This is a genomic window from Defluviimonas aquaemixtae, assembly GCF_900302475.1.
Lineage (GTDB): Bacteria > Pseudomonadota > Alphaproteobacteria > Rhodobacterales > Rhodobacteraceae > Albidovulum > Albidovulum aquaemixtae.
This window is the reverse complement of the sequence record NZ_OMOQ01000001.1, coordinates 680309-705435: the sequence shown is the minus strand read 5'-3', so window position 1 is coordinate 705435 and position 25127 is coordinate 680309. Positions and strand designations below refer to the sequence as shown.

31 protein-coding genes are annotated in these 25127 nt (G+C 67.7%); 17 read left to right on the top strand and 14 right to left on the bottom strand.

Going from position 1 to position 25127, the window contains the following annotated elements; all coding sequences use genetic code 11:
• Positions 1 to 3: 3 nt before the first annotated feature.
• Both DEA8626_RS03440 and DEA8626_RS03435 read right to left on the bottom strand, forming a co-directional pair.
• Positions 4 to 714 (bottom strand): HAD family hydrolase, encoded by a 711-nt coding sequence (locus tag DEA8626_RS03440; RefSeq protein WP_108851655.1) that lies wholly within the window; start codon positions 712 to 714, stop codon positions 4 to 6.
• Between the two features lie 83 nt (positions 715 to 797).
• Positions 798 to 1094, bottom strand: a complete 297-nt coding sequence (locus tag DEA8626_RS03435; protein ID WP_245890739.1) for a DUF3572 domain-containing protein — start codon at positions 1092 to 1094, stop codon at positions 798 to 800.
• 87 nt (positions 1095 to 1181) lie between these two features.
• On the opposite strand from DEA8626_RS03435, the gene DEA8626_RS03430 reads away from it, so the two are divergent.
• Positions 1182 to 2561, top strand: coding sequence for a diguanylate cyclase (locus DEA8626_RS03430; RefSeq protein ID WP_108853300.1), 1380 nt, complete (start codon positions 1182 to 1184; stop codon positions 2559 to 2561).
• Between the two features lie 10 nt (positions 2562 to 2571).
• Here DEA8626_RS03430 and DEA8626_RS03425 read toward each other — a convergent pair whose 3' ends face one another.
• The 4 genes from DEA8626_RS03425 to DEA8626_RS03410 form a co-directional block, all read right to left on the bottom strand.
• Positions 2572 to 3048, bottom strand: coding sequence for a periplasmic heavy metal sensor (locus DEA8626_RS03425; protein WP_108851653.1), 477 nt, complete (start codon positions 3046 to 3048; stop codon positions 2572 to 2574).
• Position 3049: 1 nt separating this feature from the next.
• Positions 3050 to 3406: a hypothetical protein gene (locus DEA8626_RS03420; RefSeq protein WP_146188827.1), complete on the bottom strand. Its 357-nt coding sequence runs from the start codon at positions 3404 to 3406 to the stop codon at positions 3050 to 3052.
• Entirely contained in the window at positions 3399 to 3977 is a 579-nt protein-coding gene (locus DEA8626_RS03415) for an RNA polymerase sigma factor (RefSeq protein ID WP_108853299.1), read from the bottom strand. Before DEA8626_RS03415 ends, DEA8626_RS03420 begins: the two co-directional genes overlap by 8 nt.
• A 95-nt stretch (positions 3978 to 4072) precedes the next feature.
• The gene (locus DEA8626_RS03410; RefSeq protein ID WP_245890733.1) at positions 4073 to 4642 is read right to left on the bottom strand and encodes an EF-hand domain-containing protein; all 570 of its coding nucleotides are present in this window, start codon (positions 4640 to 4642) and stop codon (positions 4073 to 4075) included.
• A gap of 174 nt (positions 4643 to 4816) precedes the next feature.
• On the opposite strand from DEA8626_RS03410, the gene DEA8626_RS03405 reads away from it, so the two are divergent.
• Positions 4817 to 5224, top strand: a complete 408-nt coding sequence (locus DEA8626_RS03405; protein ID WP_108851651.1) for a DUF983 domain-containing protein — start codon at positions 4817 to 4819, stop codon at positions 5222 to 5224.
• Positions 5211 to 5894 (top strand): NUDIX hydrolase, encoded by a 684-nt coding sequence (locus tag DEA8626_RS03400; RefSeq protein ID WP_108851650.1) that lies wholly within the window; start codon positions 5211 to 5213, stop codon positions 5892 to 5894. Before DEA8626_RS03405 ends, DEA8626_RS03400 begins: the two co-directional genes overlap by 14 nt.
• A 10-nt stretch (positions 5895 to 5904) precedes the next feature.
• On the opposite strand, the gene DEA8626_RS03395 is transcribed toward DEA8626_RS03400, so the two are convergent.
• From DEA8626_RS03395 to DEA8626_RS03385, 3 genes are all read right to left on the bottom strand, one after another.
• A complete protein-coding gene (locus DEA8626_RS03395; RefSeq protein ID WP_108851649.1) occupies positions 5905 to 6798 on the bottom strand; it encodes an EamA family transporter in 894 nt (297 codons plus the stop codon).
• A gap of 66 nt (positions 6799 to 6864) precedes the next feature.
• A complete protein-coding gene (locus tag DEA8626_RS03390) occupies positions 6865 to 7761 on the bottom strand; it encodes a fatty acid desaturase (RefSeq protein ID WP_108851648.1) in 897 nt (298 codons plus the stop codon).
• The gene (locus DEA8626_RS03385) at positions 7754 to 7957 is read right to left on the bottom strand and encodes a DUF2061 domain-containing protein (RefSeq protein WP_108851647.1); all 204 of its coding nucleotides are present in this window, start codon (positions 7955 to 7957) and stop codon (positions 7754 to 7756) included. The genes DEA8626_RS03390 and DEA8626_RS03385 overlap by 8 nt, the downstream gene beginning before the upstream one ends.
• Before the next feature lie 98 nt (positions 7958 to 8055).
• Here DEA8626_RS03385 and DEA8626_RS03380 point away from each other — a divergent pair, with 98 nt between their 5' ends.
• Both DEA8626_RS03380 and DEA8626_RS03375 read left to right on the top strand, forming a co-directional pair.
• A complete protein-coding gene (locus tag DEA8626_RS03380; protein WP_108851646.1) occupies positions 8056 to 8925 on the top strand; it encodes a helix-turn-helix domain-containing protein in 870 nt (289 codons plus the stop codon).
• Between the two features lie 134 nt (positions 8926 to 9059).
• Positions 9060 to 9248 carry a hypothetical protein gene (locus DEA8626_RS03375; RefSeq protein WP_108851645.1) on the top strand — a complete coding sequence of 63 codons (189 nt, stop codon included), beginning with the start codon at positions 9060 to 9062 and terminating at the stop codon, positions 9246 to 9248.
• A gap of 131 nt (positions 9249 to 9379) precedes the next feature.
• Here the strand turns inward: DEA8626_RS03375 and DEA8626_RS03370 are convergent, their stop codons facing one another.
• Positions 9380 to 9880: a lipocalin family protein gene (locus DEA8626_RS03370; protein ID WP_108851644.1), complete on the bottom strand. Its 501-nt coding sequence runs from the start codon at positions 9878 to 9880 to the stop codon at positions 9380 to 9382.
• A 109-nt stretch (positions 9881 to 9989) separates the two neighbouring features.
• On the opposite strand from DEA8626_RS03370, the gene DEA8626_RS03365 reads away from it, so the two are divergent.
• Positions 9990 to 11036 carry a GlxA family transcriptional regulator gene (locus DEA8626_RS03365; RefSeq protein ID WP_108851643.1) on the top strand — a complete coding sequence of 349 codons (1047 nt, stop codon included), beginning with the start codon at positions 9990 to 9992 and terminating at the stop codon, positions 11034 to 11036.
• On the opposite strand, the gene DEA8626_RS03360 is transcribed toward DEA8626_RS03365, so the two are convergent.
• A complete protein-coding gene (locus DEA8626_RS03360; RefSeq protein ID WP_108851642.1) occupies positions 10969 to 12012 on the bottom strand; it encodes an aldo/keto reductase in 1044 nt (347 codons plus the stop codon). The genes DEA8626_RS03365 and DEA8626_RS03360 overlap by 68 nt on opposite strands.
• 158 nt (positions 12013 to 12170) lie before the next feature.
• Here DEA8626_RS03360 and DEA8626_RS03355 point away from each other — a divergent pair, with 158 nt between their 5' ends.
• From DEA8626_RS03355 to metG, 7 genes are all read left to right on the top strand, one after another.
• Positions 12171 to 12752: a YceI family protein gene (locus tag DEA8626_RS03355; RefSeq protein WP_108851641.1), complete on the top strand. Its 582-nt coding sequence runs from the start codon at positions 12171 to 12173 to the stop codon at positions 12750 to 12752.
• 1 nt (position 12753) lies between these two features.
• On the top strand, positions 12754 to 13290 hold the full coding sequence (locus DEA8626_RS03350; protein ID WP_108851640.1) for a cytochrome b: 537 nt from the start codon (positions 12754 to 12756) through the stop codon (positions 13288 to 13290).
• A 131-nt stretch (positions 13291 to 13421) separates the two neighbouring features.
• Entirely contained in the window at positions 13422 to 13811 is a 390-nt protein-coding gene (locus DEA8626_RS03345; protein ID WP_108851639.1) for a hypothetical protein, read from the top strand.
• A complete protein-coding gene (locus tag DEA8626_RS03340) occupies positions 13808 to 14677 on the top strand; it encodes a class I SAM-dependent methyltransferase (RefSeq protein WP_108851638.1) in 870 nt (289 codons plus the stop codon). Before DEA8626_RS03345 ends, DEA8626_RS03340 begins: the two co-directional genes overlap by 4 nt.
• A gap of 67 nt (positions 14678 to 14744) precedes the next feature.
• A complete protein-coding gene (locus tag DEA8626_RS03335; RefSeq protein ID WP_108851637.1) occupies positions 14745 to 15791 on the top strand; it encodes an NAD(P)H-dependent flavin oxidoreductase in 1047 nt (348 codons plus the stop codon).
• Positions 15792 to 15977: 186 nt separating this feature from the next.
• Positions 15978 to 17201 carry an MFS transporter gene (locus DEA8626_RS03330; RefSeq protein ID WP_108851636.1) on the top strand — a complete coding sequence of 408 codons (1224 nt, stop codon included), beginning with the start codon at positions 15978 to 15980 and terminating at the stop codon, positions 17199 to 17201.
• A 67-nt stretch (positions 17202 to 17268) separates the two neighbouring features.
• A complete protein-coding gene (metG, locus tag DEA8626_RS03325) occupies positions 17269 to 18987 on the top strand; it encodes a methionine--tRNA ligase (protein WP_108851635.1) in 1719 nt (572 codons plus the stop codon).
• Positions 18988 to 19013: 26 nt separating this feature from the next.
• Here metG and DEA8626_RS03320 read toward each other — a convergent pair whose 3' ends face one another.
• Entirely contained in the window at positions 19014 to 20474 is a 1461-nt protein-coding gene (locus DEA8626_RS03320; protein WP_108851634.1) for a calcium-binding protein, read from the bottom strand.
• Positions 20475 to 20762: 288 nt separating this feature from the next.
• Between DEA8626_RS03320 and DEA8626_RS03315 the strand changes: the two genes are divergently transcribed.
• Positions 20763 to 21011: a ParB N-terminal domain-containing protein gene (locus DEA8626_RS03315; RefSeq protein WP_108851633.1), complete on the top strand. Its 249-nt coding sequence runs from the start codon at positions 20763 to 20765 to the stop codon at positions 21009 to 21011.
• A 147-nt stretch (positions 21012 to 21158) separates the two neighbouring features.
• Here the strand turns inward: DEA8626_RS03315 and DEA8626_RS03310 are convergent, their stop codons facing one another.
• Both DEA8626_RS03310 and DEA8626_RS03305 read right to left on the bottom strand, forming a co-directional pair.
• Complete coding sequence (locus DEA8626_RS03310; protein ID WP_108851632.1) at positions 21159 to 21365, bottom strand: cold-shock protein; 207 nt, start codon at positions 21363 to 21365, stop codon at positions 21159 to 21161.
• Positions 21366 to 21713: 348 nt separating this feature from the next.
• Complete coding sequence (locus DEA8626_RS03305) at positions 21714 to 23240, bottom strand: bifunctional metallophosphatase/5'-nucleotidase (protein ID WP_181366346.1); 1527 nt, start codon at positions 23238 to 23240, stop codon at positions 21714 to 21716.
• 152 nt (positions 23241 to 23392) lie between these two features.
• Between DEA8626_RS03305 and DEA8626_RS03300 the strand changes: the two genes are divergently transcribed.
• Genes DEA8626_RS03300 through arsC form a run of 3 tightly spaced genes read left to right on the top strand, consistent with a single transcriptional unit; the run spans position 23393 to position 25124 of the window.
• Positions 23393 to 23731: a DUF952 domain-containing protein gene (locus DEA8626_RS03300; RefSeq protein WP_108851630.1), complete on the top strand. Its 339-nt coding sequence runs from the start codon at positions 23393 to 23395 to the stop codon at positions 23729 to 23731.
• Positions 23728 to 24786: a quinone-dependent dihydroorotate dehydrogenase gene (locus tag DEA8626_RS03295; protein ID WP_108851629.1), complete on the top strand. Its 1059-nt coding sequence runs from the start codon at positions 23728 to 23730 to the stop codon at positions 24784 to 24786. The genes DEA8626_RS03300 and DEA8626_RS03295 overlap by 4 nt, the downstream gene beginning before the upstream one ends.
• Entirely contained in the window at positions 24783 to 25124 is a 342-nt protein-coding gene (gene arsC, locus DEA8626_RS03290) for an arsenate reductase (glutaredoxin) (RefSeq protein ID WP_306418090.1), read from the top strand. The genes DEA8626_RS03295 and arsC overlap by 4 nt, the downstream gene beginning before the upstream one ends.
• The last annotated feature ends 3 nt before the right edge of the window (positions 25125 to 25127 follow it).

Here is a 25127-nt window from a genome sequence, read left to right as displayed (position 1 = left end):
GCCTCAGGTCTCGGCCATCTCCTGCGTGTCGATCCAGCCCGGCAGATGGCCGATATCCGGCAAGACGACATCGGCAAAGGGCGCGAGTTCGTCAGCCTCGGCGATCCCGGTCAGGACGGCGACGGTGCGCATCCCCGCCGCGCGGCCGGCGACGAGGTCATGGCGGCTGTCGCCCACCATGGCGACGCGCGCCGGGTCAAGGCCCGTGGCCTCGGCGAAGGCCAGAAGCGGGCCGGGATCGGGCTTGGCGCCATGGCCGCTGTCGAAGCCCGCGATGAAATGGAAGAACTGCGCGATCCCGGCCATCCTGAGATGGGCCGCGGCGGGCGCCGCCGAATCGTTCGTGGCAAGGCCAAGCCTCAGCCCGCGTTCCGTCAGCGCCTCGAAGAGCGGCACGAGCGGCGCGGCGGGCACGAGATCCGTCTCGCCCGCAAGCGCGTTCATCCGCGCGACGAGCACCGCGCCGTCAGCCCCCGGCAGGTGCGGCAAAAGATGCGCGGCGATCTCGGGCGCGGTATGGGCGATGATGGGGCTGTCCGGCGCGAAGCTGCCCGTCTCGAGGTCGTAGCCGATCGCCTCCCCGAGCGTTCTGACCAGCCCGTCGGACCCGCCGGACAGCTCTTCCAGCATGCGCCGCGACCAGCCGCCCCAGGTGGCGCGGAAGTCGAATAGCGTGCCGTCCTTGTCGAAGACGAGACCGTGAATGCCGTTCATGAGTCCTTTCGGGGTCCTCCCTCCCCGCGCGCCGAACCTGACCGAGCAGAGGCGCCAAGGCAAGCGCGCCGCGCCTCGCCGGTTCAGGTCCAGCTCATGTCGCCGCCGCCTGGAAGCGCCGCCCGCGCGGTCATCGGGGCGGAATAGTCCAGCCCCGCGGCATCGCAGAACGCCGTCACCCAGGCGTCGTCCATCACGATGAAATCAAGTACTGACAACAGAAAGTCGGGCTCGCCCGCCCGTTCGCGCAACTCCGCCGGCGCCGTGCCGCTCGCGCCGAGGAAGACCGGCAATATCTCCTCCTGTGCCACGAGCCATCCCAGCGCCTTCAGCGCCACCGTGTCGGCGAATTCCCGCCCGAAGCCCATGTTCTTTCGCATTCGTTACCCGCGCGGAAAGCATTTCTTAACCATTGCGAACGGATGATGAGCGCAAGGGACGTACAAGTAAAGCGAACGGGGTCCAAGGTGACCGGCAGAATCCTCATCGTCGATGACGTTGCGACGAATCGCATCGTGCTGAAGGTGAAGCTCGCAACCGCGCATTACGAAACCGTGCAGGCGTCCGACGGCGCGGAGGCCTTGGCGCTCGCGCGCGAGATGCGCCCCGATCTTGTCCTGCTCGACATCGAACTGAAGGACATGGGCGGGATCGAAGTCTGCGAACGGCTGAAGGCCGATCCGCAGACGCGCGACATTCCCGTCGTCATGATCACCGCCTTCCACGACGCCGCCCGCAAGATGGAGGCGCTGCACGCCGGCGCCGAGGAAGTGTTCTGGAAACCCCTCGACGAGGTCGTTCTGCTCGCGCGTCTCCGCAGCCTCCTCCGGGCCCGCGAAACGGCCGCGCAGCTCGGGCTCAGGGACAGCACCTACCGCGCGCTCGGCTTCGCGGAAGGGGCCGATCGGTTCGAGACGCCCGCCCTCGTCGGTCTCGTGGCCGGCCGCGTCGATACCGCTCTTGCCTGGAAGCGCGAGCTTCAGCCCCATCTTTCCGACCGGCTGATCACTCTCGACCGCCATGGCGCGCTGGCGGATATGGAGCCGCCCGACGTGCCCGACGTCTTCGTGGTCGAGGCCGATCTGGTGCGCCCGGGCGACGGGCTGCGGCTCATGTCCGAACTCCGTTCGCGCGCGGTGACGCGGCATTCCGCCGTCTGCGTGATGCTGCCCCCCGAGGCGCGCGAAACCGCCGCAGTCGCGCTCGATCTCGGCGCAAACGACTTGATCGAAGCCGATGCCGACCCGGCCGAGATGGCGCACCGGATCCGCACCCAGATCGCCCGCAAGCGCCAGTCCGACCGGTTGCGCGCCTCGGTCGCCGACGGGCTGAGGCTCGCGATGACCGACCCGCTGACCGGGCTTCACAACCGCCGCTACGCGCTGCCGCATCTCGCACGGATTGCCGAGCGCGCGCGCGAATCCGGGCGCATGTTCGCCGTCATGGTGATGGACCTCGACCGCTTCAAATCGGTCAACGACACCTACGGCCACGCCGCGGGTGACGCCGTCCTCGTGGAGATCGCCGAACGGCTGAAATCCAACCTCCGGGCCGTCGACCTGCTGGCCCGGATCGGAGGCGAGGAATTCCTCGTCGCCCTGCCCGATACCAGTCTGAACGCCGCCCACGCGACGGCCGAACGCCTGCGCCGGGTGGTCGGCGACGCGCCGGTGGCCCTGCCCGGAGGCGGCGGCAACGTCCCGGTCACGCTGTCGATCGGCCTCGCGCTCGGCGACGGGGTGGGCGCGCTGCCGGTCGGGGACCTGATCGGGCTCGCCGACCGGGCGCTCTTGGGCTCCAAGTCGGAAGGCCGGAATCAGGTAACCGTGGGCCGCACCGCCGCCTGAGGCCGGGCGGTCAGCGCCGGCGGTTCTCCAGCGCCTCCTCGATCCGCTCGGCGAAGGCGTGCCGCTCGTCTGGCGACATGCCGGCCAGATGTTCGGCGAAGAGCCTCCGCCCGAGATCCAGCCGCTCGGCCGCGCGCGCGCCCTGAGCCGCGATGATCGCCTCGACCGTCGCCTGGTCCCAAGGTTCGGCCCTCAGCGCCGCGACGATGCGGCCCAGATCGGCCCGCATCTCCTCGCGCCGCTCGCGATAATCGGGCGCCGCCTTCAGGAACGCGTCGCGCAGCGCCGACCGGTCGCGCCACGACAGCGCCTCGGTATAGGCGCCGAACCCCACATCCGGCCCGCGCCGGTGGTCATGCCGGCCATGCGGCCCCAGCGCCCGGCCGGCCACGCTGGCCACGACGAAGAGGTTGAGGCCGAGCGACAGGATCAGCAGCCATTTCACCGATGCCCGCATCCGCGGTCCTTGCCCTTCAGTCTTCGCCATCTCAGTTCCCCTCCGTCGCGGCCATCGCGAACACCTCGGCGCCCGGCATCAGCTCGACCCTTTCCGCCGCATCCGACCAGGTGTCGGTTACCAGCCCGGCCGGATCGGCGAGCCCTGCATAGCCAATCCAGAGCCCCGCCGCCGTCGCGGTCATAAGCCCGCCGATCCCCTGCCAGCCGCCGATCACGTCCAGAAACCGCGACCTGAGCGACGGCCCGGCCGGCCGCGCGCGGGGCATTTCGCGGACGGCGTCGGCCGCGACCCGCGCCATCAAAGCGTCGGAGGCTTCGGGCGCGCGCTTCCGTGCCGCCTCGAAGAACGCCTCCAGCCTGTCGTCGTCGGGATTTTGTTCACGCATCGTCATATCCCAGTTCTTCCCGTCGCCCGGCAAGCGCCGCGGCGAGTCCTCTCTTGCCCCGCGCGACAAGGCTTTCGACCGCCTCGACGCCCACGTCCATGATCTCGGCAATCTCGGGATTGCCAAGCCCCTCCAGATGCCGCAGCACGACCGCCTGCCGCTGCCGCTCGGGCAAATCCTGCAGCGCCGCCTCGAGCGCCGCCGCCCGGTCCCGCTCGATCAGCCCCTGGACCGCACCAGGCCTCCCGTCCTCGGGCTCGGGCGCGGCGTCGAGCGGCACGCTCCGTCGCCGCCTCAGCCTGTCGGTCGCGAGGTTCGACACGACCCGGTAGAGCCAAGTCGAGACCTTCGCGCCGCGCTCCTGCCAGTCGGGCGCTGCGCGCCACAACCTCAGCATCGCCTCCTGCGCGATGTCCTCGGCCTCGGCCGGGTCGCGCAGCATGCGGCTCGCGACGCGAAACGCCATGGGCGCGAGCCGCGCCGTCAGGAGGTGCGCCGCCTCGCGGTCGCCCCGCGCGTAAAGCGCCAGAAGCGCCTCGTCCGTGCGCCCGCTCTCGGCGTCGAATGCCATCATCGCTCCAAGCCGTATCCGCAATCACCCCGCCGGGCAATTGCCGCGAAGGGCCGGGACGGGTCGCCCCGCCCCGCCGCGTCGTCAGCGACCGGTCACTCGTCCCAGTCGCCCCAGAAGGAATGGCCGCCGCGCATTCCATGATCGCCCCGCATACCGTGATCGCCCCGACCGTGACCGCGACCCCGCGCGTCGCGCATCCACTTGGCCATTTCCTCGCGCAGTTCGGCGATCTCGTCCTCGGTCACCGCGCCGTCGCCATCGGCATCGGCGCGCTCGAAAAGGCGCGCCGGAACCGGCGCGGCCATCATCTCGGCCGCCGACAGTTTGCCGTCTCCATCGCTGTCGCGCGCCGCCATCTGACGCCCGACCCGCGCGGAGATACGCTCCTCGGCCCGCGCCATCATCCGCGCGGTCAGCTCCTCGGCCGAGACCAGCCCGTCGCCGTCCGAGTCGAGTTCGCTGACGCGGCCTGCGCGCCAGGCGTTGAGTTCGGCCTCCGTCACCTTGCCATCGCCATCAGCGTCGACCTCGGAAAAGTCGAATCCGGGCCCGCCGCGCATCATGCCGGTGCCGTCCTGATCCTGAGCGCTAAGCGCCGCAGGGACGACCGCCGCACCGGCTAGCGCCAGAACCATCGCGGCAAGAACAGGTTTCCTCGTCATGTCCAAATTCCTTTCTACGTATCTGCCCGACGGGAACCGCCCGCCGTCTGACCATCACACGCCGCCGGACCGCTATTCCGTCGCCGCCGGCGCGACTTTTTCGCGCGGCGGGCATGCCCTCCCCTTCGCGAAGGGGGCCATCGGTGCTACACGTACCGCCACGAGGAGACGCCCATGACCGACATCGCATCCCGACCCGTCCATGACGACCGCCCGCTGAAGCCCGCACTGCTGAACGGATTGCGTTTGCGCTGCCCGGCCTGCGGCGAGGGGCGGCTGCTGACCGGCTATCTCAAGGTCCGCGACACCTGCCCGTCGTGCGGCGAGGCGCTCCACCACCAGCGCGCCGATGACGGGCCCGCCTATCTCACGATCCTGATCGTCGGTCACCTGATGGCGCCGCTGATCCTCTGGGCCTTCATCCATTACCGGCCCGATCCGCTGGTGCTGTCGGGGGTCTTCGCCATGGGCTGCGTGGCGCTGTCGCTCTACCTGCTTCCACGGATGAAGGGGCTGATGGTGGCGATCCAATGGGCCAAGCGCATGCACGGTTTCGGGGCCGCACCGCATGAGCGTGCCTGACGCCGCGCCGATCCGCGACGCGGCGACGGTGATCCTCCTGCGCCGGGGCCGGGCGGAGCCCGCCGTCCTCATGGGCCAGCGCGGCGCGGGCGCGGTCTTCATGCCCAACAAGTACGTCTTTCCCGGCGGCGCGGTCGATCCGGACGACGCCACAGTGCCGCTCGCAGAGGGGTTCGGCGCGACCTGCGAGGCCCGTCTGGTGATTGAAGCCCCGCCGGAACTGTCGCGCGCGCTTGCCGCAAGCGCGGCGCGCGAACTCTGGGAGGAAACCGGCCTCATCCTCGGCCATCCCGGACGCTGGGACACCGAGCCGCCCGAGGACTGGCGCGACTTCGCCGGAACCGGGCACCGTCCGACGGCATCGGGCCTCACCTTCGTCTTCCGCGCGATCACACCGGCCGGCCGCCCGCGCCGCTTCGATGCGCGGTTCTTCCTTGCCGACGCCGGCCGGCTGAAGGGCGATCCTGACGACTTCTCGCGCGCTTCCGACGAGCTCAGCCACCTCCACTGGGTGCCGCTGGCCGAGGCGCGGCGGCTCGACCTGCCTTTCATCACCGAGGTCGTGCTGGCCGAGGTCGCGGCCAGTCTCGACCGCGACGGCCCGCCGCCAGATGGCGTGCCATTCTTCGACAATTCCGGACCCGAGCCGCGCTTCCGTCGCCTCGTCTAAACCGCGGCCCCTAGCCGAAGCCCAGCACGATCGCCACCACCGAAAGAATGACAAGAAGGATGCCCGCGCCTTCGCGCGGTAGCAGCCGTTCGCGAAAGAAAAGCACCGAGGCGAGCATCGTGAAGACGATCTCCACCTGCCCGAGCGCGCGGACATAGGCGGCGTTCTGAAGCGCGAAGGCCGCGAACCAGCAGAGCGAGCCGGCCATGCCGGTGACGCCCACGGGCAGCGTCCTGCGCCATGCGGCGGTGACGCGGGTCAGCTCGCCGGGTTCGCGCCAAGCGAGCCAGACCGCCATGACGACGGTCTGGATCACCGTCGCGGCGGCGAGTGCCACGAGCGCGCGGGCGAAGAACGGCAGGGGCTCGAGCGCGAGCGTCGCGCCCCGGTAGCCGATCGCCGAAAGCCCGAAGAGCGCCCCCGCCGCCACTCCGTATAGCGCCGGGCGTCCGAAGTTCCGCGCGCCAGGCTCGGGCCCCTTCGACAAAAGCACGACGCCCAGGAAGCCCAGAAGGATTGCGAACCAGCCGTAAAGCGACACGGCCTCGGCAAGCAGAACCGCCGAAAACGCCGCGACCTGCACGACCTCGGTCTTGGTGAAGGCGATGCCGACGGCGAAGTTGCGCAGGGAAAAGAGCGCGACAGTGAGGAACGTCGCCACGATCTGCGCGATCCCGCCGAGCACGACGAACCCCCAAAAGCCCGGGCCCGGCGCGGGCAGCCCCCCGCCCAGCCGCCAGAGGACGATCGCGGCGAGAACGCTCGTGATCGGCGCGGCGTAAAGAAAGCGCGAAAACGTCGCCCCGCCCGTCGACAGTCCCAAGCCCTTCAGCTGCTTCTGCAGCATGAAGCGGACGGTCTGAACGGCCGCCCCCGTCAGCGTCAGGATCACCCAGGCACTCATCGGCCCGTTCTGTCACGCGCGCCAATTCGAGGAAAGAGCGGAGAAAACCGCGTTCAGTCCGCGCGGTCAGCGCGGCGGGCGCAGCGGATGCGGCACCGGGTCCTTCGCGTGCAAGAAGTAGCGGCGGAAGATCTCGGCGTAGGAGGTGTAATAGTAACCCTCGTTGCGCCTGAGATAAGTGTCGCGGTTCTCCGAATAAAGCTTCGGCAGGCGGTACCAGGCCACGCCGGGCTTCGAGTGGTGCACGACGTGCAGGTTGTTGTTGAGGAACAGGAACGGCAGGATCCGCCCGCCCTCGACGATCACGCTGCGCCCGCGCGCCCGCTCATGCGCGCGATGCTCGAGGAAGGTGCGGATCTTCAGGATCGAAAAGCCCGCGTAGGCCGCCGCGACATAGACCCAGAGCGGCATCGCCGCCTGCGACAGCCACAGCCCGACGAGGACGAGCCCCGCCCCATGCAGGGCCCAGTCGCGCGCAACGGTCCGGTCGCCGGCGTGGATCGCCCTCGTGTCGGCCTTCAGAACCGCAAAGAGCGAGACTGCCGGCCCGAACAGCATCCGACCCGCGAGCGTGTTGTTGAGCCTGCGGAGCGCGCGCGCCCAGCCCGGCATCCGCGCCCAGTCGGCGGGGTCCATGTAGTTCGATTCAGGGTCGTCATAGGGATCGGTCAGGCTTTCGTCCCGGTGATGCGCGAGGTGCAGGTCGCGGAACCGGCCATAAGGAAAGAAAAGCCCGACCGGTAGGAAGACCAGCGCCTCGTTCCAAGCGCGGCTCCGGAACGGGTGGCCGTGCAGCACCTCGTGCTGAAGCGAGCTGTGAAGCGTGATCGTCAGCGTCAGAATCACGGCCGCGAGCGGCAGCCAAAATGCCGCGATCACCGTCGTCGCAAGCGCCCATACGAGATAGCAGGCGGCGATCAGCCCCAGCGTCGGCCACTCGATTTCCCACGCGCGCTCAGACATGGCGGCCCCATGCGATGCGCGACCAGATCCGCTCATAGAGGATGTAGGTCAAAAGCCCGATCATCGTGTTCGTGAGCGCTATCGTGCCGCCGAGAAACACGGATCCGGTCATTACGAACCCCACGACGGACATCATAGCGAGCCCCAGGGTGTTCCATAGAATTGCTTTTAGAATCGTACGCTTGCCAGTGTCCATTCAAGCTCCTTCCCCATCTCCAGCTAACTCCGGGCAAGGCGGTTTGCGAATTCGGAATATGGTTAACTTTACTCGCGTGATGTGATATTTTTCACCATATGAGCATAAATATCGACAAACGCGACCGTGCGAGCCTCTTCCGGGCCCGGCTCGCCCAGGCGATGGACGAAAAATCCATGACTCAAAGCGGACTGGCGCGCGACGTTGGCGTGGACCGTTCGACCATCTCGCAACTTCTGTCCGGACAGGGCGCACGGCTTCCGAACGCGCAGGTCGTGGCCGAATGCGCCGCCGCGCTCGACGTCTCGGCGGACTGGCTCCTCGGGCTGACCGACCGGCCCGAACGGCTTGCCGACCTGCTCGCCACATCGCTCACCATGACCGAGGCGCCGCGCGCGCTGATCGACGAGACGATATTCGGCTGGCACAAGGAGGCGGCGGGTTTCAAGGTGCGCCACGTCCCCGCGACCCTGCCCGACATGCTGAAGACACAGACGATGCTGCGGTGGGAATACGAACCGCAGCTCGGCCGGACCGCCGATCAGGCGATCGGCGCCTCGGAGGACCGGCTGAACTGGATGCGGCGCTCGGGCTCGGACTACGAGATCGCCCTGCCCCGGCACGAAATCGATTCCTTCGTCCGGGCGGAAGGCTATTACCGCGGCCTGCCCGCCGAAGTCCGCACCGAGCAGATCGAGCGGCTCCGCGCGCTCTATGAACAGCTCTACCCGGCGCTGCGCATCTACGTCTTCGACGCCCGGCGCGTCTTTTCAGCCCCGATCACCGTCTTCGGCCCGCTCCTCGCCGTTCTCTACATGGGCCGCCACTACATCGCCTTCCGCGATACGGCGCGCGTGGCGGGCTTCACCGCGCATTTCGACTGGCTCGTGCGAGAGGCCGAATCCGGCGCACGCGAATTCGCGACCGTCCTTGACGAATTGGCGGGCGAGGCCGGACTTCGTGGGTGACGACACCTTGCGCGACCCTTCGAACCGCCCAGATTTGAGCGTCAAAAGACACTCGAATCGGCACTATCCCGCCCTCTCGCCGCCATTGTTTCTGGGCAATCTGATTTCATCGAACGCTTGTGGGGTATCCAGTCATGAGACTTGAACAGCAACAATCAATCCAAGCGGCGGTTGGCTCGCTTATCTGCTCGGCTGACGACATCGACCAGTTGGTTCGCCGCGAAGCCGTCATAAAGGAGCTGCGCAGCCAGCTTTCCGATCCGGTCGAACTCGCGAAACAGCCGGGCGCGATTTACCGCCTGCATGCCATCTTGAACACCTGAAGCGACCTTCAGGCGTCCGCGTCGGGCGCGGGGCACCGGTTCGCAACGCCGGACGCGATGGTCCGGACCTTGAGGGCATATGCTGATCTCCGCGCTCGGCCCGTACAGGAATCAGCTGGCCTTCCGCCGGCTCAGATCGGGATCAACCCGGCGGGATCGTAGCCGTTGAACCGCAATACATCGCGCGCGGCCTGCATCAGGTCACCCCGCGCGCCGGGGCTCCGCGAGAGCACGCGCGCGAAGCGACCCGACGGCGTGCCGATCACCGCGATCCGGTAATCGGCATCGACCCAGAGCACCCAAAACTCTTCCGGCCCCGCCAGTCCCGTCCGCGCGATCCGCCCCGGTCCGGTGACCCGCGCCTCGGTCGCGAAGGCGCGCGCGCCATTCGGTCCGCAACCGGTGCCCGTCACCTGGTAGCGCCGCGGCCCGGTGACAACCCATGTCTCGGCCAGCGGACCGCACCGCGCCTCGCTGCCATAGGTCGCCACGACATGCCAGACATCGGCGAAGCGGCCCGCGTCGAAGGCGGCGTTTGACGAAATCGGCGCGGCCGCGTCGCGCAGCGAAGGCCCCGGCGGCGCGGCGCAGGCGGCGAGCAGCGGAAGGATCAGAAGGGCACGTTTCAGCATCGTCGTCTCCGCGCGCGAGGGGAGGGGGCGGGCCGCGCCACCCTCGCCGAAGCGGCGAACGCTGGCAAGGCGCTTGCCGCGCCGCGCTTGCCGATTTACGAAACCCTTGATGAAACCCGAACCCCCCGTCTTCGCCCCGGGCCCCGAGCCGTTATCCGTCGCGATCCTCGTGATGGCCGACACCAACGCACTGTCGCTCGCGGCCTCGGTGGACCCGATGCGGGCCGCGAACCGGCGCGCCGGGCGGACGCTCTTCACATGGGCTTACCACTCCGCCGACGGCGGCCCGGTGCCGCTCACGGCCGGGTTCGAGATCGCGACCGAGCCCCTGACCGACGCCACCCGCGCCGACGTCCTGATGATCGTGGCGGGGTTCCGGCTCGCCGAACAGGCGACGCCGCCGCTCCTCGCGCGGCTCAGGCGCCTCGCCCCCCGGCTCCGGGCGATGGTCGGCATCGACGGCGGGCCCTGGTTTCTCGCCCTCGCGGGGCTCCTCGACGGCCATGCCGCGACCGTGCACTGGGAGGATCTAGAGAGCTTCGCCGACCGCTTCCCCGCGATCGACGTGCGCCGAGACCGCTATGTCGTCTCGGGCCCGATGGTCACGACCGGCGGCGCGGCGCCCTGCCTCGACATGATGCTCGAACTGATCCGTGCCCGCCACGGCGCGGAGCTTGCGCTGCGCGTCGCCGGCGCCTTCGTCTACGATCCGCTGCACGCCGCCGCCGTGCCCCAGCAGGCAGTCTCGGCCGCCCGCCTCGCCCGCTTCCATCCCGCGCTCGGCCGGGCGGTTCAGCTCATGGAAGACGCGATCGAGGACCCGCCCGCCGTCGCCGCCATCGCTCAGCGGCTCGGCCTCTCGCAGCGCCGGCTCGAGATGCTGTTCGCCGACCGGATCGGCGTCAGCCCCGGCCGCTTCTTCCTCGACCTCAGGCTCGACGAGGCGCGGCGGATGGTCACCGACAGCGCGCTTCCTCTTCAGGACGTGGCGCTCCGCACCGGCTTTTCCGGCCAGGCCGCCTTCGCGCGCGCCTTCCGTTCCCGGTTCGGGACGACCGCCTCGGCGCTGCGCCACGCGAGCCGCGGGCTCAATAGGGCATCGGATGCGCCTTATGCGCCACCGCGATCGCGTCCAGCACGTCGCCCGACAGGCTGAGATCGGCCGCGCCCAGCGCATGCTCCAGCTGCGCCAATGTCGTCGCCCCGAAGATCGGCACCACCGGGAAGGGCCGCGTCAGCGTCCAGGCGAGCGCCATCTGCGCCGGATCGAGCCCGGCCTCGCCCGCGATCCCGAGATAGGCCGAGACCGTTTCCCAGACCCGCGCCGTGATCCGGCCGCCGAGTTCGGGATTGTGCTCGCGCCGCGATCCGGCGGGAACGACGTCGCCTGCGTACTTGCCCGTCAGAAGCCCCGCCGCGAGCGGCGAGAACGCAAGAAGCGTGACCTTCTCGTTGTGGCCAAGCTCGGCCAAGTCCGTGTCGTAGAGCCGGCAGAGCAGCGAATATTCGTTTTGCACCGACAAGGGCCGCGGCCCGTGCCCGGCATCGGCAAGGCGCAGCCACTGCGCCATCCCCCAGGCACTTTCGTTCGACAGGCCCCAATGGCGGATCTTGCCCTCCGCTTTCAGTGCGGCCAGCGTCTCGAGGCAGTCGATCATGTTGGCGATGACCGCCTCGCGATCCTGAGTCGACGGATCGTAGCGCCAGTGCTTGCGGAACATGTAGCTGCCGCGATTGGGCCAGTGGAACTGATAGAGATCGACGTGATCCGTTCTGAGCCGCTTCAACGAACGTTCGAGCGCCTTGCGGATCGACCGTCCGTCGATCACCTCGCCCGGGTCGCGCGCCACCGAGCCCTCGCCCGCGATCTTGGTCGCGATCACCCAGTCCGCGCGCCGTCCGCCCTTGGCGATCCAGTTGCCGATGATCTCCTCGGTACGCCCGACAGTCTCCTTGCGGACGGGGTTCACCGGGTACATCTCGGCGGTGTCCATGAAATTCACGCCGCGCGCGGCGGCCGCGTCGATCTGCGCATGCGCCTCGGCCTCGGGCGTCTGCGTGCCCCAGGTCATCGTCCCGAGACAGAAGACCGAAACGGCCGGGCCGTCGCCTCCAAGCGTCACTTGTCGCATCTCGCCCCCTTGCGGTACCCGCGCCCACCTTATTGCCCGAGCGGGCGAGGGCAAGGGGCAAGTCGGTGCCCATTCACGCGGAAATGATGCGGATCATCCGGCTGCGCAACTATACTCGCGCGGCGATCCCTGGCCGACGGAGCCCGTGAGCGAACACAATGCGCCGCCGCACTTTTCTACGATTCGTCGCCGCCGCCGCCGCACTGCTGCCCGCGGCGCGCGCCTTCGCGACGCCGGTGCGCTACGCGCTCGACGCGGCGCACTCGACCGTGGGATTCGAAACCGATTTCGGCCCCGACAAGATCACCGGCAACATGCCCGTCGCCAGCGCCGACCTCGCCATCGACTTCGAACGCGTGACAAATTCCCGCGTCAGCGTCGTGCTCGACGCGACCCGCGCGCGGGCGAGCTTTCCCTTCGCCGCGCAGGCGCTGAAGGGGCCGAAAGTGCTCGACGTGCAGGTTTATCCGCTCATCACCTTCGACAGCATCTCGGTTCGGCGGCAAGGCGACAACGCGCGGATCGAGGGCGCGTTGACAATCCGCGGCGTGACCCGCCCCGCCACGCTGATCGCCACGATCTTCCGCCAGACGGGCAGCCAGCCGGGCGACCTGTCGCGGCTCACGATCCGCCTGGTCGGCGCGGTCCGCCGAAGCGCGTTCGGCGCGACCGGCTGGCCCGACATGGTCGGCGACGAGGTCCGGATCGAGATCATCGCCCGGATCATGCGGGCCGCCTGAGATGAGCCAGGGTACCCATGGGTTCGGCCGGACGACGCGCGCGCTGCACTGGGTGATGGCGGTCGGCATATTCGGCACCTTCGCGCTCGGCGCATATGTCGCGCGGATGGAGGTGGGGCTTTCCAATCTGTGGCTTTTCGGGCTGCACAAGACGATCGGCATCAGCCTTCTCGCCCTTGCGCTCCTGCGCCTTGTCTGGCACCGGATCGCCCCGCCGCCCGGACCCCTTCCCGGGCCGCCCGAATGGCAGATGACACTCGCGCGGGTGACGCACCGGGCGATGTACGTATTCATGCTCGCCGTGCCGGTCAGCGGCTACGCCTACGCCTCGGCCACCGGGCTCGACGTTCTCATATTCGGCCGCGTTACGCTGCCGCCCATCGCTCCGGTCTCCGAAGCGTGGGAAGACGCGCTCCTGCTCCTTCACCGAACGCTCACTTGGACCTTCCTTGCCCTCGTCGGACTGCATGTCGCGGGCGCCCTCAAACGCGCGCTCGGCGCACGCGACGGCACGCTCCGCCGGATGCTGAAGGGCTAGGGCCGTCGCGCCCGCAAGAATTCAAATTGCTTATTCCTGAAAACAGGCGCAACACTTGCGCGACTGTCTGTGCGCCTCCCCGCGAGCGTGACCAGCGGCCAGCTTCGGGTGAAGAAGTGAGGGTCGTGAAGATGGATCGTCTCTATGTAATGACCGGTTTTGTCTGGCTGATTTTCGGCATGGTGTTCGGGATCTATCTCGGCATCACCGATCAGCTGCAGTTCTCCAATTCGCACGCGCATGCCAATCTGCTCGGCTTCGTGATATCCGTGCTCTTCGGTCTCATCTACCGCGGTTGGCCGGTCTTGCTGTCACACCGGCTGGCCATGCCGCAATTCGCCCTTTACCAGGTGGGCGCAGTCGTCCTCGTGGCGGCGAAATACGATATCGACAACGGCGGCGCTGGGAGGCTGGCTGCTCCCGGCTCGATGATCGTCGTGCTGGGGACGCTGTTGATGTTCTGGATGTTCGCCAGAATTCGGTCCGAAAAGCCGGTTGCAGGCCACGGCATCCTGTCTTGACCGCCTCGGTCCAGGAGCACTACGGCGCCGCGGGCATCGCCGCACGCATCCTTGCAGCGGTTCCGTGGTCGCGCGACGCCGACCCGGCACTCAGGGCAGAGCAGCTATTTCCATTCGATCAGCTGCATGGCCGGGAACTGATCGCGACGCGGGAGCATGCGGCAAGATTGAACCCCGCGCGGACCGCCCATCTTCTCGACATCGGGTCCGGAGTGGGCGGACCTGCGCGCTATTTCGCAAGCACCTTCGGCTGCCGCGTGACCGGCGTCGATCTCACATCCGACTTCGTCGCGGCGTCGCAAGAGCTTGGCGATCTGTGCGGGCTCGGCGACCTGCTCACCTTCGTCGAGGCGGATGCCGGGCGCATCCCTTTCGGCGATGACACGTTCGACCACGCCTACAGCTTTTATGTCGGCATGAACCTGACGGACAAACCGGCCGTATTGCGGGAATGCGCCCGCGTGCTGAAACCCGGCGGAAGGCTGCTCTGGACCGAGGTCACCGAGGTTGCGGGCGAAGCGCACTATCCCCTGCCATGGTCCAGAACCAAAGAAGGCAGCCATGTCCGGACGCGCGAAACGCTCATCGGCCAGTTCCCAAGTGCCGGCTTCAAACTTCTGAGCGTCGAGGACGAGACCGCCGCGCATCTGGACCTCGTCATGCAGGTGAAGGCGTCTGGCCGTGTTCCTTCGCCCGGACTGACGCAAGCGAATGCGGTCGTGCTCGGCGCCGATTTCGCAGAGCGCCGGGCGAACTACATCCGTGGCCTTGGCGAGGGGCTGTTCGCCAGTACGCTCATCGACGCGCGGACGCGCGCGCCCTCGTCGTACTCGCAACTGTTGGAGCCCGTGCCGCAATTGAGCTAAACTGCGCGGCGCACGGCCCGAATGGCGCAGATTGCCGAGACTCAACTGTCCGAGCGGTGGAGTGGGCATGCCGGATCCAAGTGAACTCATGACGCGGCTTGGGCTCGCCAATCCGGTGATCCAGGCGCCGATGGCCGGGGCCGGCACGCCGGCACTGGCCAGCGCCGCGTCGCGCGCGGGCAGCCTCGGCTCCCTCGGCGCGGCGCTCATGCCGCCGGATGCAATCCGCCAGGCGATCCAAGAGACCAGACGCGCGACAGACCGCCTGTTCAGCATCAATCTGCTTCTCGTTGCTCCCCCGTTGATCGATCCGGCCCGGATCGAGCGGATGCGCGCGCGGCTACGCCCGCACTTCGAACGGCTCGGCATCGACCCGGCCGGCATCCCGCCTCCGTCGCCGCCGCCCTTCGGCTTCGCCGATCAGCTCGAGGTGGTGGTAGAGGAGCGTGTCCCGGTCTTCAGCTTCGCGTTCGGGATACCCGGCGCAGCCGCGATCGCACGCCTGAAGGCAGCGGGAACCTTCGTCATCGGCGCCGCAACGAGCGTCACCGAAGCCCGCCAGCTGGCGGCGGCCGGCGTGGACGCCGTCGTCGCCCAGGGGCTCGAGGCGGGCGGGCACCGCGCCACGTTCGCCCACAGCTTCGACGACGGCATGATCCCGCTGCCGTCACTGGTGGGCGAGATCGTAGGCGCAATCGATTTGCCCGTCATCGCCTCCGGCGGGCTGTCCGATGCCAGGCAGATCGCCCGGATCATGGATCTGGGGGCGCAGGCCGTCCAGATCGGCACGCTGTTTCTGGCCTGCGCCGAAACCGCGATTCCCGGGGCCTATCGATCCCGCGTTCTGAAGGGTGGCGAAACCGTCATCACCAGGGCCTATACCGGCCGGCCCGCCAGAGCGCTTCGCACCGCGTTCACCGACGACCTGGACGGCGACGCGGAAATTCCCGACTTTCCCGTCCAGGCGATGCTCACCGCGCCGCTGCGCGAAGCCGCGGCAGAGCGCGGCGACGCATTCTCGGAGTATCTGCCAATGCTCGCCGGAACTGGCGTCGGACATGGCACCGCCGGGCCGGCGGCAGATGTTCTCGACCGGCTGACCGGACGACGGTAGGGGCAAAGGGCCGAGGGCCGCCGGACGACCCTTGCAAGCAGGTGCTCCGGATTCGCAAGGCTCCGCATCGCAGGCCGGTACGGCTCCGCGCCACCGCCCGATTATTGCGCTCTGGCATGATTTTCCGCTGTAATTGCATGCGCAATGCACTCATGGTGCAGCCGAACACAGAAATTCTTCAAGACCATGCGCCTTCTCATTTCCTTCGCCGCCCTCTTCCTGTCGGTCATCCTGCTTCAGCTCGGCACCGGCGGCGTGGCGCCCTTGGACGCGCTTTCGGGCGTCGCGCTTGGCTTCTCGAAGGCCGAGATCGGGACGCTCGGCTCGGCGCATTTCTTCGGCTTCTTCATCGGCTGCTGGTGGGCGCCGCGCCTCATGGGCGCGGTCGGACATTCGCGCGCCTTCGCGGCCTTCACCGCGGCTGGAACGATCGGGCTCATCGCCCACATGATGATCGTCGATCCCGTAGCCTGGGCCTTCCTCCGCATGGGGTCCGGGGCGTGCGTGGCGGGCTGCTACACCATCATCGAGGCCTGGCTCCAAGCCAAGGTCACGAACGAGACGCGCGGCCGGGCGATGGGGATCTACCGCGTCGTCGATATCGGCGGCTCGCTCGGCGCGCAGCTCGTCATCGGCATCCTGAGCCCGGCGGTCTATTTCTCTTACAACCTCCTCGCGATCCTGTGCTGCGCCGCGCTCCTGCCGATCACCGTCAGCCGCGTCGAGCAGCCCGAGATGCCCGACGCGCCGCGCCTGCGTCCCGCCATGGCCTGGGCGCGCTCGCCGCTCGCGGCGGCGGGCGTCGTCGTCTCCGGCATCACCGCCGCCGCCTTCCGCATGGTCGGCCCGATCTACGGGATCGAGGTCGGGCTCTCCGCCGACATGATCGCGCTCTTTCTCGCGGCCTATGTGCTCGGCGGCGCGGTCGCGCAGATCCCGCTCGGCTGGCTTGCCGACAAGTTCGATCGCCGTCACGTGCTGATCGGCCTTTCGGTCGCCGCGACCCTGTCCTGCGCGCTGACGATCGGGCTCGCTGGACTCGGCACCGTCAGCGTCTTCGCCGGCGCTGCCTTTTTCGGCGCGGCGACCATGCCGATCTATTCGGTTTCGGCCGCCCATGCGCATGACTTCGCCGAAGCCTCCGAACGGGTCGAGCTCTCCGCCGCCCTCATGTTCCTCTACGCCGTCGGCGCCATCGCCTCGCCGCTCATCGCCTCCACGCTCATCGCAGCGTTCGGTGCGTCGGCGATGTTCGTTTTCCTCTCGCTCACCCATGTGGCACTTCTCGCCTTCAGCCTCCTCAGGATGCGCGCCCGCCCCGTGCCCGAGGAACGCACCGCCTATATCTACACGCCGCGCACCTCGTTCCTCGTCGGCCGCCTCCTCGGCCGGGGCCGCGACGCGGACTGATCCCTCTGGCCCTTTCTGGCCAAAGCCGGTAGATCGGCGCCCGGCACGGACGGAAAGGCGCGTGGCAATGTCCCGGATACTGATCACTTCGGCTCTGCCGTATATCAACGGCATCAAGCATCTCGGCAATCTCGTCGGCTCTCAGCTTCCAGCCGACCTCTACGCCCGCTACGTGCGCGCCCGGGGCCACGAGGTGATGTTCATCTGCGCCACCGACGAACACGGCACCCCGGCCGAACTCGCCGCCGCCAAGGCCGGCGAGCCGGTCGAGGCCTACTGCGCCCGGATGCACAAGGAGCAATCCGAGCTCGCGAAGGGCTTCCGCCTGTCGTTTGACCATTACGGCCGCTCCTCGTCCGAACGGAACCGCCGCCTCACCCAGCATTTCGCGGGCAAGCTCGCCGAGAACGGTTACATCGAGGAAGTGACCGAAAAGCAGGTCTTCTCGAAGGCCGACGACCGCTTCCTCCCCGACCGCTACATCGAGGGCACCTGCCCGAATTGCGGCTACGAACGCGCGCGCGGCGACCAGTGCGAGAACTGCACCAAGCAACTCGACCCGACCGACCTCATCAATCCCCGCTCGGCGATCTCGGGCTCGACCGATCTCGAGGTGCGCGAGACCAAGCACCTCTACCTCCGCCAATCGCTCCTCAAGGACAAGATCGACGCCTGGATCGACAGCCAGACCGGCTGGCCGATCCTGACCACCTCGATCGCAAAGAAGTGGCTCCATGACGGCGACGGGCTGCAGGACCGCGGCATCACCCGCGACCTCAAATGGGGCGTGCCGGTCAGGCGCGGCTGCCAGCCCTGGCCCGGCATGGAGGACAAGGTCTTCTACGTCTGGTTCGACGCGCCCATCGAATATATCGCCGCCACGGCGGAATGGGCCGACGCGCACGACCTGCCCGACACCGCCTGGCACCGCTGGTGGCGGACCGACAAGGGCGCGGAGGACGTGCGCTACGTCCAGTTCATGGGCAAGGACAACGTGCCCTTCCACACGCTCTCCTTCCCCGCGACGATCATGGGGAGCGAGGAGCCCTGGAAGCTCGTCGACTACATCAAGTCGTTCAACTACCTCAACTACGACGGCGGCCAGTTCTCCACGAGCCAAGGGAGGGGCGTCTTCATGGACGACGCACTCGCCCTCCTGCCCGCCGACTACTGGCGCTGGTGGCTGCTCTCCCACGCGCCCGAGAACGCCGATAGCGAGTTCACGTGGGAGAACTTTCAGCAATCGGTCAACAAGGACCTCGCCGACGTCTTGGGGAACTTCGTCAGCCGCATCACCAAGTTCTGCCGCTCCAAGTTCGGCGAGGCGCTGCCCGAAGGCGGCGAGACCGGCGAGCGCGCGCAAGAGCTGATCGAAGAGCTCGAAACCCGCACCCGCGCCTACGAGGCGCATATGGAGGCGATGGAGATCCGCAAGGCAGCGACCGAGCTCCGCGCGATCTGGGTCGCGGGCAACGAATACCTGCAATCCGCCGCTCCGTGGTCGGTCTTCAAGGAGGACCCCGAGAGCGCCGCCGCCATCACCCGCCTCGGCCTCAACCTCGTCCGCCTCTACGCGATCCTGTCGGAGCCCTTCATCCCCGACGCCGCCGCGACGATGCTCGACGCGATGAAGGCCGAGGACCGCACCTGGCCCGGCCCCATCGCCGAGGCGCTGACCGCGCTGCCGGCAGGCCACGCCTTCGAGACGCCCGAGGTGCTCTTCGCCAAGATCGCCGACGAGGACCGCGAGGAGTGGCAGATGCGCTTCGCGGGAGTGCGCGCGTAGGGCGGGGTTTCACCTGCTTCCGGCACCTACCCGAACACGAAATCGCTCGCATCGATCACGGACGGGTCGATGTTCAGCAGCAGAACCGAGACGTTCGAGAACTGGATGAGCGTGTCGCTGCCCTGCGCGCTGATCGCCACATCGGCGAAACTCGTCGCCCCCGCGGTTATCCGGATGAGATCCGCCCCATCCTCGAAATCCTTCACCTCGTCGTTGCCATCGCCCGTCGCAAAGATGAATTCATCCGCTCCGGCCATGCCGGTCAGGCAGTCGTCGCCGGTGCCGCCGCGAACGAAATCCGTTCCGTTGCTGCCCGTGATCGTGTCGTTGCCCGAACCGCCGTCGAGAATGTTCTCTGCCCCGCCGATTGCGGTGAGGGTGTCCCGTCCTGAGCCACCGTAAAGCTCGCTCTTGCCATCGCTGTTGGCCGCGATCGTCGCGGTCAGCTGATCGTTGCCCGTCCCTCCGTGAAGCACGTTGTGCGCCATGCCGCGAAAGATGTCGTTGTAGAAATTGGTGTCGGCGAACGCGGTCAGCGTATCGTTGCCGCCCCCGCCGTGGAGCGTGTTGCACGCAGTGGCGCCCGGATTGAACCAGGTCCCCGCAACGATGTTCGCCGACATCACGTCGTTCCCGGCTCCGCCGTCGAGCATGTTCTTCCCGGTCGCGATATCCTCGGCGAGCGCGAGCATCGTGGCGGTCATCGTGTCGTTGCCCGTCCCACCGAAGAGTTCCGAGGTCAGCGTGGTGACGAAGTTTTCGCCGTCGGTCTGATGGTCCGCGACGAGTTCATCGTTCCCGGCGCCGCCCTTGAGCACGTTCTTCCCTTCAGGCGCGGCGACGTTCGAATCCACCGAGGTACTGGCAGAGAGGAAATCGTTTCCCGACCCGCCGTTCAGGTAGTTGGCGGCGAGAAGACTGCTGTTCGAAAAGACCACCGCCGTGGCGGTTATCCGGTCGTTGCCGGAGCCCCCGTCGATCTTGTTGATTGCCGTGCTTTCATTGCCGAAGAAGTCCCCACCGATCGCCAGCGCGTCGATCACATCGTTGCCAGCGCCGCCCAGAATGACGTTCGTGACCACGCTGTCGAGCAGCGCATCCGATACGCTTGACACAATGATGACGTCGTTGCCCGACCCACCGTCCACGAAGGCGTTTATTGTGATCGGCGCTGAATCGGAGAATGCCGTGATGTCAACAGTGATCGTGTCATTGCCCGACCCGCCTTCGGCGCAGGAATGAACCTCGAACAGGGGAACCGGCGCGGTTTCGATGAGGTTCAGGCTCACGTCAAGCTGATCGTTCCCGGCCCCGCCATCCAGCGCGGTGTTGTTGAACTGAGTGGACAGAACATCGTTGCCCGCGCGCCCGAACAGCGCCTGGAATTCCGCGGTAGCTGCGAGGATGTCGTTCCCGCTCGTTCCGAAGATCGGAGTCAGAGCCGAAGTGATGGTGCAAGTCGGCATAATTTTCCAATGAGCAGACATGTCGTGCTCCTCTAAAGGGTTGAAGTTCTGAAAGAAAATAATTCAGCAGATTGACGCGAATTGTTGGAAACGATACGCGCAATACGCGATTCCCTCAAGCGTTTCTCCATCTCCGAGGGACGCCGGCGCAGCACCTGAACGTTGGACCGGAGCGACTTTCGCCGCGCGCTCGCATACGGATAGGCTCAGCCCGCCACGGGCCTGGCAGCCACGCCCTTAGTCTCTCCCGCCTCGCCTCCGATCCTGCTACACTACCCCCACGCCCCTCCCCTCCCGGAGCCCCGCCCGATGCTCAACAAGACCACGTTCCCGATCGACCGCATCCGCGTGCCCGTCAAGCGCGCGAAGACGCTCGACCCGGTGAAGGTGACAGCACTTGCGGAACGCATTCTCGAAGAGGGCCAGCTCACCCCGATCAGTGTCCGGGCCGACGGCGAGAACTTCGTGCTGGTCGAGGGGCTGCACCGGCTCGAGGCCCTGAAGGCGCTCGGCGAGGAGACGATCGAGGGCTACCTGGTCCACGCCCGTCTGCACTGAGGGCGAGGCGGGCGTGCCCGGCGAAGTGTCGGGACGGATGCCATACGCATGCCATACGTTTCGCCGACGTGGGGCAGACGCCCCGGGCGCAATGAAAAAGGGCGAGGCAACCGCCCCGCCCTTTTCCGAATTCCGAACGCAGTCGCCTCAGGCGAGCTGCAGATTGGTCGCCGATTCCCGGCCGTCGCGGCCGGCTTCGATATCGAAGGTCACTTTCTGACCATCTGCCAGTTCGCTGATTCCGGCACGCTCAAGAGCCGAGATATGAACGAACACGTCCTTTTTCCCACCGTCCGGAGCAATGAAGCCGAAGCCTTTGGTAGCGTTGAACCATTTCACGGAGCCCGTAGCCATCGTGATATTCCTTACTTAGTGCCGCCCACGGGATGCAGCGGCCCGGCGCAGTCAGTCGCAATCGAGGAACTGAGGCCGATTAAGGAGACAGTGGTCGAAAGAGGCAACGTCGCGGAAGCTTAATGAACCCGTAAGGCGCGAAAATCAAGTCCATTCACGGCAGACGGCCCGCGGGCGGGTGGCGGCACCCTCAGGCGCGGCGCGAGAGTTCCGCGTGGCGGACCCTCTTGGCTCGGGTCTTGCCGGGCCGAGCGACCGGCCCGCCAACCGCTATCCTGCTTCGGTCGGTCCGCGCGCGCGGCACAGCGCCGTGAATGCGACAGGGCGCTAATCCGCGGCCCGAGGGCTTCAGTTCGCACCGAGATTCTTGATCCGCCCCTCGACGTCCACGGTCACCCCGCCGGCATTCGCGATGTAGTCGATCACGTCATTGGCCATCAGGTTGCCGTTGCCGGCGTTGACGATCACCTTGCCGCCGCCAAAAGCCGAATAACCGTCGCCGCCGCCGAGCATGTAGTCGTTGGTCGCGACCGAATAGACCGCGTCGGGATCGAGCGGCGCGGCGCCCACCATCACCTCCGACACCCGCGAGCCCGCCGGCGCCGATGGATCGAAGGCGTAGCTCATCCCCGAGACATGCGGGAAGCGCCCCGCCCCGTTCTCGACCTCGCTCACCCCATTCTCGAGCGCGGCGAGGATCTGCGACCCCGGCAGCTCGGTCACCACTGTCACGTTGCCGAAGGGCAACTCGGTCAGGATGTCGCGCCGCGTGAGCACCGTGCCCGGATCGTAGGTCGTATCGCCCCGGATACCACCGCCGTTGGTGATCGCCACATCCGCCCCCGTCGCGTCACGAAGCGCGTCGGCGATGAGGTTACCCATCGCGGATTCCTCCGCCCGGATCACGTTGCGGCGGGAATCGAGCATCGTCTCGGTCGCGCCGATCTCGACGCCCAGGCTCTCGTCTAGCTTCGACTGGAATTCGTCGACAAGCTTCTGGCTCTCCGGATCGGGCTCCACCATCGCGGTGTCGATGAAGCGGAAATTCGGCACCCAGTCGATCGTGCGCTTGCCGTCACCGTCCTCGCCGATCTCGACGATGAGGTCGATCGGCGACAGGAACTGGCCGTCGATCGAGGTCTCCACATAGGCCGTCACGCCATCGTAGGCGGTGGCGTAGGAATGGTCGTCGCCGGACATGATGACGTCGAAGGCGTGGCTGCGGATCAGCTCGCGGTCGTTCGACATATCGGTCTGCACGACGCCCACGACGAGATCGGCGCCCTCGTCGCGCGCCTGCCTGGCGGCGGCGACGGCGGTCTCGACGGTCGGCAGGAACTTCAGATCGCCGGTCGAGGAGACCTCGGGCGAGGTGTCCTGCGCGACCGGGATGAGCGCGACCTTGAGGCCCCCCACCTCCTTGACCATCACGCCGCCCAGCCCCTCGATCGGCGAGCCGTCGGCGTTGGTGATGTTGATTGCCGCCCAGGGATATTTCGACGCCTTCATCTTCTCGATGAAGTTCTCCGGCCCGAAGTCGAATTCGTGGTTGCCTGGCACGGCGATGTCGAACGGCACGAGGTTCGTGAGGTCGATCGTGTTCTGGCCCTTGTCGAAGCCCGAGAGCAGCGAGGGCGACAGCATGTCGCCGTCAAAGACGTAGAGCGTGTTCGGGTTGGCCTCGCGCTCTGCCTTCGCGACGGCGTTGAGCCGCGCGAAGCCGCCGCGCCCGTCCTCCTCGGCGAAGTTGTAGGTGTCTCCCACGCCGAGAATGGTTAGCGTCACGGTCTCGGCTCCGGCGGGCGCTAAGGCGCCTGCGCCGAGTACGGCCGCGGTCGAAAGCATCGCAGCAATGCGGCGTGCACGGATCATCATGGCTGGAATCTCCCGTTGGAACTTTATCCCGCCAGACTGAGGGTTTGGCGGGCATGTGTCAAAGCCCATGGCGCGCCGGGCGCCGCCATTTCATGTCGACCCGAGGACGGCGCGGGATTGACCGGCATGGCCCGAGCGGGCAAGAGAACGCAATGCTGATCTTCAAGATCCTCCGCCGCTCCGAATGGGATGCGTTCCGCGCCGCGGGCGAGACCCTCGGCGCACCGGTCGATCTCGCCGACGGCTTCATCCATTTCTCGACCGCACCTCAGCTCGCCGAAACCGCGTCAAAGCATTTCGCCAAGGAAAGCGACCTCGTCCTCGTCGCCGTCGAGGCCGCCCCGCTCGGCGGCGATTTGAAATGGGAGCCGTCGCGCGGCGGGGCGCTCTTTCCCCATCTCTACCGTGAACTAAGGCTCGCGGACGTCGTCTGGGACAAGTCGCTCCCCCTCGGCGCGACGGGCCACATCTTTCCCGAGGGCGTGTTGTGACGCTGATCGAGCGCGCGGGCCTCTTCGCGCTCCACCGGCTCGATCCCGAGACGGCGCATGGCCTCTCGCTCCGGGCGCTCGCAGCCGGGCTCGTGCCGCTGCCGGGCCCTTGCACGACGCCCCGCCTCGCGACCCGGCTCGCCGGTCTCGACCTGCCGAACCCCGTGGGCCTCGCCGCCGGCTACGACAAGAACGCCGAAGCCGCTGACGCGCTCACCCGCGCGGGTTTCGGCTTCGTCGAGCTCGGCGCGGCGACGCCCCGGCCGCAGCCCGGCAACCCCCGGCCCCGGCTCTTCCGGCTGACCGAAGACCGCGCCGTCATCAACCGCTTCGGCTTCAACAACGACGGCGCCGAGGCGATTGCCCAGCGGCTCGCAACCGTCACGCGCCGGGTGCCCGTCGGCCTCAATCTCGGCGCCAACAAGGACTCGCCCGACCGGGCGGCCGATTTCGCGAAAGTGCTCGCGCGCTGCGGTCCCCATGTCGACTTCGTCACCGTCAACGTCTCCTCGCCCAACACCGAAAAGCTCCGCGACCTGCAAGGCAAGACCGCGCTCTCGGCCCTGCTCGCGGGCGTCATCGAGACCCGCGACACCCTCGCCCGGCCGATCCCCGTCTTCCTCAAGATCGCCCCCGACCTCACCGAAGCCGAACTCGCCGACATCGCCGAGGTCGCGCTCGCCTCCGGCATCGACGCCATCGTCGCGACGAACACGACGCTCGCGCGCGACCGGCTGGCAAGCCGTCACCGGGGCGAGACGGGCGGCCTCTCCGGCGCGCCGCTCTTCGACCGCTCGACCCGCGTCCTCGCCCGCCTCTCGGCGCTGACCGAAGGCCGCCTGCCGCTCGTCGGCGTGGGCGGGATTGGCTCGGCCGAGGACGCCTGGCAGAAGATCCGCGCAGGTGCCTCGGCGGTCCAGCTCTACTCGGCGATGGTCTATCACGGCCTCTCGCTCGTCACCGACATCGCCAAGGGGATCGACGCGCGTCTTGCGCGGGAGGGTTTCGCCACCGTGGCCCAAGCGGTCGGCACGGGACGGACGGATTGGCTGTGACGGAGATTTGGCACAACCCGCGCTGCTCGAAATCGCGCGAGACGCTCGCGTTGCTTCGGGCCCGGGGCATCGCGCCGACGATCCGCCTCTACCTGACCGACGCCCCGTCAGAGGCGGAGATTCGCGCGGCGCTGAAGGCACTCGACGGCCCCGCCATCGCGCTTGTCCGCACGGGGGACGCGCTTTTCAAGGAGCTCGGCCTGACGACACATAGCGACGATAACCGGCTCATCGCCGCGATGGCCGCCCATCCCGCGCTGATCGAACGCCCCCTCGTCCTGCATGCGGGCCGCGCGGCGCTCGGCCGCCCGCCGGAATCGGCGCTCGCCCTCTTTTGAGCT